Annotated in this window: 5 protein-coding genes; 2 read left to right on the top strand and 3 right to left on the bottom strand. The window is 42.1% G+C overall.

Features of this window, described 5'->3' with window-relative positions; genetic code table 11:
• Positions 1-268: 268 nt before the first annotated feature.
• The 3 genes from DPQ25_RS11735 to DPQ25_RS11725 all read right to left on the bottom strand — a co-directional run bounded on the left by DPQ25_RS11735 (position 269) and on the right by DPQ25_RS11725 (position 4,859).
• Positions 269-967 (bottom strand): response regulator, encoded by a 699-nt coding sequence (locus DPQ25_RS11735; protein ID WP_112333363.1) that lies wholly within the window; start codon positions 965-967, stop codon positions 269-271.
• The gene (locus DPQ25_RS11730) at positions 960-3,626 is read right to left on the bottom strand and encodes a sensor histidine kinase (protein WP_112333362.1); all 2,667 of its coding nucleotides are present in this window, start codon (positions 3,624-3,626) and stop codon (positions 960-962) included. The genes DPQ25_RS11735 and DPQ25_RS11730 overlap by 8 nt, the downstream gene beginning before the upstream one ends.
• Before the next feature lie 657 nt (positions 3,627-4,283).
• Complete coding sequence (locus tag DPQ25_RS11725) at positions 4,284-4,859, bottom strand: YdeI/OmpD-associated family protein (RefSeq protein ID WP_112333361.1); 576 nt, start codon at positions 4,857-4,859, stop codon at positions 4,284-4,286.
• A gap of 535 nt (positions 4,860-5,394) precedes the next feature.
• Here DPQ25_RS11725 and DPQ25_RS11720 point away from each other — a divergent pair.
• Together DPQ25_RS11720 and DPQ25_RS11715 are read left to right on the top strand one after the other, a co-directional pair.
• Entirely contained in the window at positions 5,395-6,231 is an 837-nt protein-coding gene (locus DPQ25_RS11720; protein ID WP_112333360.1) for a DNA adenine methylase, read from the top strand.
• Positions 6,224-7,513 (top strand): type II restriction enzyme, encoded by a 1,290-nt coding sequence (locus DPQ25_RS11715; protein ID WP_112333359.1) that lies wholly within the window; start codon positions 6,224-6,226, stop codon positions 7,511-7,513. The genes DPQ25_RS11720 and DPQ25_RS11715 overlap by 8 nt, the downstream gene beginning before the upstream one ends.
• The last annotated feature ends 154 nt before the right edge of the window (positions 7,514-7,667 follow it).

The raw sequence follows: 7,667 nt of genomic DNA, 5'->3' as shown, positions 1-7,667 counted from the left end.
GAAGACGATATGATATTTGCAATTCCACGTCGTATGCGTTAAACTATTCATGTCGTTCATTTCGAATGACCTCCCTTTGCTTTTGTCGTGCAGTTGGCAGACCGCACTTCTATTTTAGCAAAGGGAGTTTTTTTGTCTACATCATCGGCATAAGCCTTCTTTTGAACCACTCGCCTAGCGAGTGGTTTTCTCCATACAATAAAATAACGTTGCCCATTTATGCGAGATGGGCAACGTTATTAAAGCATATTAATATATAGACTTTTCTTTATTGACGTATCATTCGATACCCAACGCCAATATGAGTTTGAATATATTGCGGCGCAGAAGGGTTTTGCTCAATCTTTTTCCGCAAGGTTGCCATAAACACCCGCAAAGAAGGTGTATCCGATGCGGATGCATTTCCCCAGACTTCTTTCAAAATATAATTATGCGTTAAAACTTTTCCGGTGTTTTTGGCAAGGACACAAAGCAATTTGTATTCGATAGGCGTCAAATGAATTTCGTTCTCACTCATATAAGCGCAGCCGGCAGCAAAATCAATGGTTAAATCTCCATTGCGGTACACATTGGTTTGTACTTGGGAGGCGGCCTCATCCGCCCTGCTTCTGCGCAAGGCAACACGAAGGCGAGCCAAAAGTTCATCAATACTGAACGGTTTTGTCAAATAATCATCAGCCCCGGCATCTAAGGCTTCTACTTTATCCTGATCTTCACTTCTGGCACTTACTACAATAATGGGCACATTACTCCAACCCCGCACTTTTTGGATAATTTCAACTCCATCCATATCCGGCAGCCCTAAATCCAAAATAATAACATCTGCATTATAAGAAACGGCATCCAAAAGCGCGCCTGTCCCATTTTTCGCAGCATGATACTGATAATCCTGTGTATCCAATGTCGTTCGTATCAGGTTAGTGATAGCAGGATCATCCTCTATCACTAGAATCTTCGGTTTATACATGATCGAAATTCACTTCCTCTAAAGGTAATGTAAAAGAGAATACCGCACCATGCGGTTTATTATCACTGACAGAAATTTTTCCCCCATGAGCATCTATAATAGACTTACATAAGCTTAAACCCAGGCCTAACCCTCTGCGGCTGTCCGCTTTGCCAATATCTGCCGTGTAAAACATATCAAATAAATGCAGCTTGGATTCATCTGAAATGCCCGGTCCGTCATCCGCAATGCAGATCCGCACCATTTTTTTCTCTTTCTTTGCCGATAAGCAGATATGAGAACCTTCTGGCGTATATTTGATGGCATTGTTTACAATGTTGATAATCACTTGGACAATCAATCGTACATCCATTTTCGCCATCAAAAGATCGTCCGCAAGTTCTACTGATATCTCATGTTCAGATGCTTTTCGGTCCACATGGGAGACCGCCTCTCGAAATACATCGTCGATTAGTTCCGCATTCATCTGGAGATGCATTGTTCCATTTTCGATCCGTGTAATGGACAATAAATTCTCTGTAAGGTTTACAAGCCACATCGAGTCGTCATAAATAGAACTATATATCTCCTGTTTTTTGCTTTCATCTAACAAAATACTTTTCTCCATCAGGACGCCCGCATTTCCGCTGATACTGGTAAGCGGCGTGCGAAGATCATGAGAAATCGCCCGCAATAAATTGGAACGAAGGCGCTCCCTCTGCGTTTCCATTTCAATCGCCTGTTTTTCAGCCCGAAGCCTTCGACGTTCCAAAATCAATCCACATTCGTTTAGAAGAGAAATCAGCAAATTTTTCTCGAACACGTCCAATTGCGGGTAATATTTTGACGGAATTCCTATTACGCCCATAACTTCCTGGTTTCCTCGAACAGACAAATACAGATTTTGTGCGTGAGAGAGTGTGTTTGTGGTTGCTCCAGCGTGCTTGTTGTTTTTTACAACCCAGTCAGCAACCCCTATTTCTTCCGGAGTCAATGCCCCGATAAATTTATTTGTTTCCGACTGAGGATAAACCTTAAAATCAAGCTCTTTTCCTTTTATAGCCAGAGAGTACAAAATTGGCCGATCCAGAAGCGCCCTTATCTGTTCTGCTGCAAAGGCAATAATTTCCTGTTCGTCCCGCCCTTGCTGCATTTTTTGACTGCTATTCATTAGAAGCTCCATATAGTAAGCTTTTTGGGCAGATTGCCGGGCTTGTTTTTTTACACGGGTTGCCAATGAGCTCGAAATAATACTTGCCGCCAGCATAATCAAGAAGGTAACCGGATAGTCGGGATCTGTTACTTCTAATGTGAATCTTGGAATAGTAAAAAAGAAATTGAAGGAGATGACGCTAAGCAAGGATGCAAGCGCGCCGTATAAATGGCCGTGCGTCCAAATTGCAGTGAGTAAAACACCCAGAATATACACCGTAATGATATTTGCTTCTCGAAGACCGGCAATGTAAAATCCAAAGCTGATCATTGTTGCGCACAATGTGATCAGTATTGCTTTCAACAAATCGGTCCACTTAAATTTTTGTTCCTCTTTTCGAAGTAAATTAAATTTTTTCTTATAGAAAGACTGAGCATCCGGAATGATATAAATATCAATATCTCCAGCTAATTTTGTCAATTTATCTGCTAATGTCTTACTCCGTAGAAATATTGTGGATTTGTGATTTGTTCTTCCCAGAACAATTTTCGTAATACCGCTAACCTTGGCATATTCCGCAATTTGTACAGCCGGGTCATCGCCATAAACAGTGGCAATTTGAGCGCCTAATTGTTCTGCAAGCCGAAGATTATCCCTTAATCTTTTTAAGCTCTCGCCCTTCAACTCTTTTGTTTCGGGAGTTTCAACAAACAAAGCTGTAAAGCCACTATGGAAAGCCTCCGCCATACGGGCAGCTGTTCGGATGACCTTTGCATTTGAAGGAGAGCTTGAAAGACAAATTAAGATATGCTCTCCAGCTTTTGCAACAGTTTCATTTCCGCTTTTTTGCGCATTCCGGCTTAACCGATCGGCGGTACGCCGTAAGGCTATTTCACGAAGTGCAGCCAAATTATCTCTCGTAAAGAAGTGATTAAGCGCACGGGAAGCCTGATTTTTGCGATATACCTTCCCCGACTGCAGCCGGGCAATTAAATCATCTGGTTCGATATCAACCAATTCAACTTGATCTGCAGAGTCAAACACAGAGTCAGGAATTCGTTCGCTGACGGCAATTTGTGTAATAGAGGCCACTAGGTCATTAAGAGATTCTAAATGTTGAACATTAACTGTTGTATAAACATCGATACCAGCTCTCAAGAGCTCCTCAACATCTTGATAACGTTTAGTGTGGCGGCACCCTGCCGCATTACTGTGCGCTAATTCATCTACAAGTATTATTTGGGGATGACGCTTAAGAGCGGTATCTAAATCAAATTCTTTTATTTTAATGCCTTTATAAGTAACCTCTTTGTTGGGAAGCTGTTCTAATCCTTCAAGCAGTGCAAGCGTATCGGGTCTGGTGTGACGCTCAATATACCCAACTACAATATCGCTCCCTTGCTTTTTCGCCTGATGTGCCGCTTTAAGCATAGCGTAGGTTTTACCGACACCTGCTGCATAGCCAAAGAAAATCTTCAGACTCCCTTGTCTTTGACTGTCTATATGCCCTTTATAAGCAACCTCCATATTTTCCAATGTTGCCTCACCCCATTTTTCTATTCTTTTTAATTATACCATAGCTGGGCTTTTTTTGATGTAAAGAAGACGTCTGAAGCATTAAGATTATATTAATAACATAACTCTTGTTTACAGTATTTTAAAGAACTATAAAGAAAAATCAAACACAAGGATGGGAAGTCATCAGATGGCTGACAGTGTATCCGCTCCACGGGCTTTCCACCCTCTGCATGGTTCTTATGCAGCCGCCCTCATTGGCTGCGGACGGTTTAAAACGAACAACGTCCGTTCTCGGCCGGGCGGGAGTATCTTTAACCTTACCGCCTGTTATGGCCTTCTGCTGGCAGCCATCCAGCAATCATAGCAAAGGGGAACCGCTCACGGGGAAAAGACAGCCAGGCAAAATAGCAGCATTCAAGGTAATTCTGCTTCTATGTTCCCCCGGACTCATGGCGCATTTTGCTAAGGCAGCTCGGCTTGTAAGGCCAGCGGCAAGAACAGGTCTAATGAATGGGTATTTAGTTTTCAAGGTTCCAGGGACAAGAAAATACCCCCTCGTTTTCCACGCCGAAAAACAAGGGGGGCTGATAACCTGAATTTATAAATTTTCCAAAAATAAATAGCTTCATGTATTTCTTTATCCTTTCATTTTTAAATTTAGATTTGTTATTCCGTAGGCAATCGCCCATTATCATTCCATTCGCCATACATAACTCTCGCCTTTGTATTGTCCAAAAGTTTCTGTAAGCGGCTCTGGAACAGTTTCGGCTGCTTTTTCTTAATCTGAATTGTATCAATTCTCACACGCTGATAAAGCGGGGGGAAATTTTGAAAATTCGCCCAAATTTCTGCGTCAGCTTGCAATGCGCCTAAAATATCTTTATCAATCACAAATCCCTTCTCAGTCATATCAGGCAACATAGCGCGTCCCGCATCTGTCATTCGCCCTAATCGTTCCATTCTGCGGCAGCGTTCTTTATTCAATTCAGACCATAGGCCTCCCTTTCTACGAGGGGCTAACCTTTGTGCCGTTATTTCGTTATCTATTTTCTTTGTGGTGCTATCAATCCAGCCAAAACACATTGCTTCTTCAACTGCGTCTATATACCAAAATGTTTTATCAGCAACTGGTCGTCCTCGCTTTACAACTACCCAACATTCGGATTCTTTATTATAGTTTTCCAAAAGCCATTGCCGCAATTCGTCTCGATTTTTAGCTGGCAATAAATTTTTAAAATCCATTTCGTTTATCCTCTCAAATTCTCATTTATCCCATTATTTTATTCATAATTATATCACGTAATCATTAACTTTTCTATCAATTTCCCTTTATGTTACGGAACCGAGGGGCTGGTGTCTGTCAAATTCTTTTGTAATACTTTACCGTACACGAGCATTCAGTCACGGCTTCTCCCTCCTCTCTCGGTGCTGCCAACACCCTACTGGTTCAGCAGCTGTGTTAATTTCTCCCGGTGCTTTCGGCCGGCGCCCAGCAAAAGCAAATTTTCCCTCCCCATTCGGCATTTTATTTCCTGTCCTATTGTGCCGTATTGGGGGAGGCTTTCAAAAATGTCCCGGTTAGTAATTGCTGGGGTATAGCCTTTTGGCACCCGTCCGTATCGCGGGTGTTTGTCTGTTTCGTTCCTCCGCCGGGGACTCGTTAAAAATGTGGGTGGAAAGATAGAAGGCCCCGCATATTTTCTATTGCTTTTCCTGTTTGCTTGTGGTATGGTGTTTTATGTATTATTATGTCTTTAGGAAAGGAACCACGCCTACCATGAAGAAAAACAAACTTGTTGCTCCTGTTTTAAAATGGGTAGGCGGCAAAAGACAGCTTATAGAAACGTTTTCTCCACTATTGCCAAAGAGGATAACGTCCTATTGTGAACCATTTGTCGGCGGCGGAGCGTTGCTTTTTCACTTGCAGCCTAATACGGCCTATGTCAATGATATTAATAAGGATTTGATTGGCGTTTATGGCGTTATTAAGCAAAACGTTGACGGCCTGATAGAAGAATTAAAAAAACACAAGAACGAAGCCGATTATTTTTATTCTGTTCGCAATTGGGATAGAGATAAGGAAAAATATCAATCTCTATCAGATGTTGAAAAGGCGGCACGCATTCTATATTTGAACAAAACTTGCTATAATGGCCTTTACCGCGTTAATAACGCCGGTGAGTTTAATTCTCCGTACGGATATTACCGTAACCCCAATATTGTAAATGCACCTGTGCTGCGTGCTGTCAGCGCATATTTTAACGCAGCGGACATTCATTTTTCCTCCATAGATTATTCAGAGGTCTTGTCAAGCATAAAAAAGGGAACTTTTGTTTATATCGACCCGCCCTATGACCCGGTTTCGGAAACTGCGAGCTTTACAGGATATGCAAAAGGCGGTTTTTCCAAGAATGAACAAATACGTTTACGCCAATGCTGTGATGAATTGAACAGGCGGGGTATAAAGTTCATGCTTTCAAACTCTGCCACACCTTTCATCATGGAACAGTATGCAGGCTATAATATAACTGTTGTACAGGCAAAACGCGCCGTAAACTCTGTAGGCAGCAAGCGCGGCGGCGTTGATGAAGTGGTAGTGCGAAATTATGAATAATAGAAATTTGAATAATGCCGCATGGGAACGGCTATTCGACAAATATGATATTTTGCGCCATGTTGAAAGCGAAGGTTTCTTTAATATTTCCGCCACGCAAATTAAAGAATTTCGCGAACCCCGTTTAATGGCAAAATTCGACCATACGAGCAGCCTGCCCCAGCTGTTTGCAAGCAACAGGTTAGCCATTTTGCCCATAACCCGCGGCGACTATATAATTGCGCATTTTGACGCATACCATAAATTTGAAACAGGCACCTTGCCGGTAACAAAGGTGTCTTTACCTCCCCATATTCAAAGCTTAGACAGCAATAATATCCCAAGTGAGGCAATCTCATTAAACTGTGCGGTTGCCTCTGGAATTATAGCTGACTTTATGGAAGACAGCGGCATTGTAGCTACCGTTTCAGGCCGCATGGGTTCGGGCTCTTTTTCGTTTAACATCAAAGATACAAAAACCGGTTGTTTTCATCAGGTCGCCGTGAATAATTCACAAATTGAAATTGATGCAGCATATGAAGGCATTTCATCCTTAGCCCTGTTTGAAGCGAAAAGAGATCTTTCGGAAGATTTTCTAATAAGGCAATTATACTACCCGTTCCGTGTGTGGCAAAGCCGCGTTACAAAACCAGTAAGGCCCATTTTCCTTGTTTATTCTAATGGAATTTACAGATTATTTGAATACGCATTTGAAGATCCTCATCATTACTGCTCCCTGCAATTGGTAAAGCAAAAAAACTATTCTGTTGAAGACACCGCGATTTCCATGTCTGATATTCAATCGGTTTTAGAAAACGCTATTGTTGTTGACGAGCCCAAGGTGCCTTTCCCTCAGGCAGATAAATTTGAAAGAATTATCAATCTTTGCGAACTTGTCAGTATGCAGGAATTAAGCAGAACCGATATAACAGAAAGATACGACTTTGACGCAAGACAAACCAACTATTATACGGACGCTGCCCGTTATTTAGGATTGCTTGAAAAGAAAAAAGAGAGCGGAACGCCAATGTATTCCATAAGCGAAGCCGGACAGCGCATATTGAATTTAGGTTTTAAACAACGCCAATTGGCGTATTGCAACCGCATATTGTCGCACAAGGCCTTCAACATGTCTCTGCGTTTATACCTGCAAGCAGGCGCAATGCCCGCTACAAATGACATAATCCGTATCATGAAGCAGTCAAACCTTTACCAAGTAGAAAGCGACAGCACATATGAACGCCGTTCGTCAAGTATTAAGGGTTGGGTAAACTGGATAATTGCACTTACAAACAAATTATAATGTATAAACGGCAGAGGCAGCATGCATTTGCCGTTTGCGTTTTATTGGTTCGTTTTCGCTTTATCCGTCTGCTGCAATGGCGCGCCAGGCCCTGTTTATACCCTTCATAAGCCTCCGTATGCTTCTGGCGTACAGAAAATTATTATTTAACCGC

The sequence above is a fragment of the Hydrogeniiclostridium mannosilyticum genome (genome assembly GCF_003268275.1).
Lineage (GTDB): Bacteria > Bacillota > Clostridia > Oscillospirales > Acutalibacteraceae > Hydrogeniiclostridium > Hydrogeniiclostridium mannosilyticum.
This window is presented reverse-complemented; position numbering and strand designations above follow the sequence as displayed.

Excerpts from the sequence above, each read along its gene's own strand:
- DPQ25_RS11735 (WP_112333363.1), bottom strand. The coding sequence starts at position 967 with ATGTATAAACCGAAGATTCTAGTGATAGAGGATGATCCTGCTATCACT.
- DPQ25_RS11730 (WP_112333362.1), bottom strand. The coding sequence starts at position 3,626 with ATGGAGGTTGCTTATAAAGGGCATATAGACAGTCAAAGACAAGGGAGT.
- DPQ25_RS11725 (WP_112333361.1), bottom strand. The coding sequence starts at position 4,859 with ATGGATTTTAAAAATTTATTGCCAGCTAAAAATCGAGACGAATTGCGG.
- DPQ25_RS11720 (WP_112333360.1), top strand. The coding sequence starts at position 5,395 with ATGAAGAAAAACAAACTTGTTGCTCCTGTTTTAAAATGGGTAGGCGGC.
- DPQ25_RS11715 (WP_112333359.1), top strand. The coding sequence starts at position 6,224 with ATGAATAATAGAAATTTGAATAATGCCGCATGGGAACGGCTATTCGAC.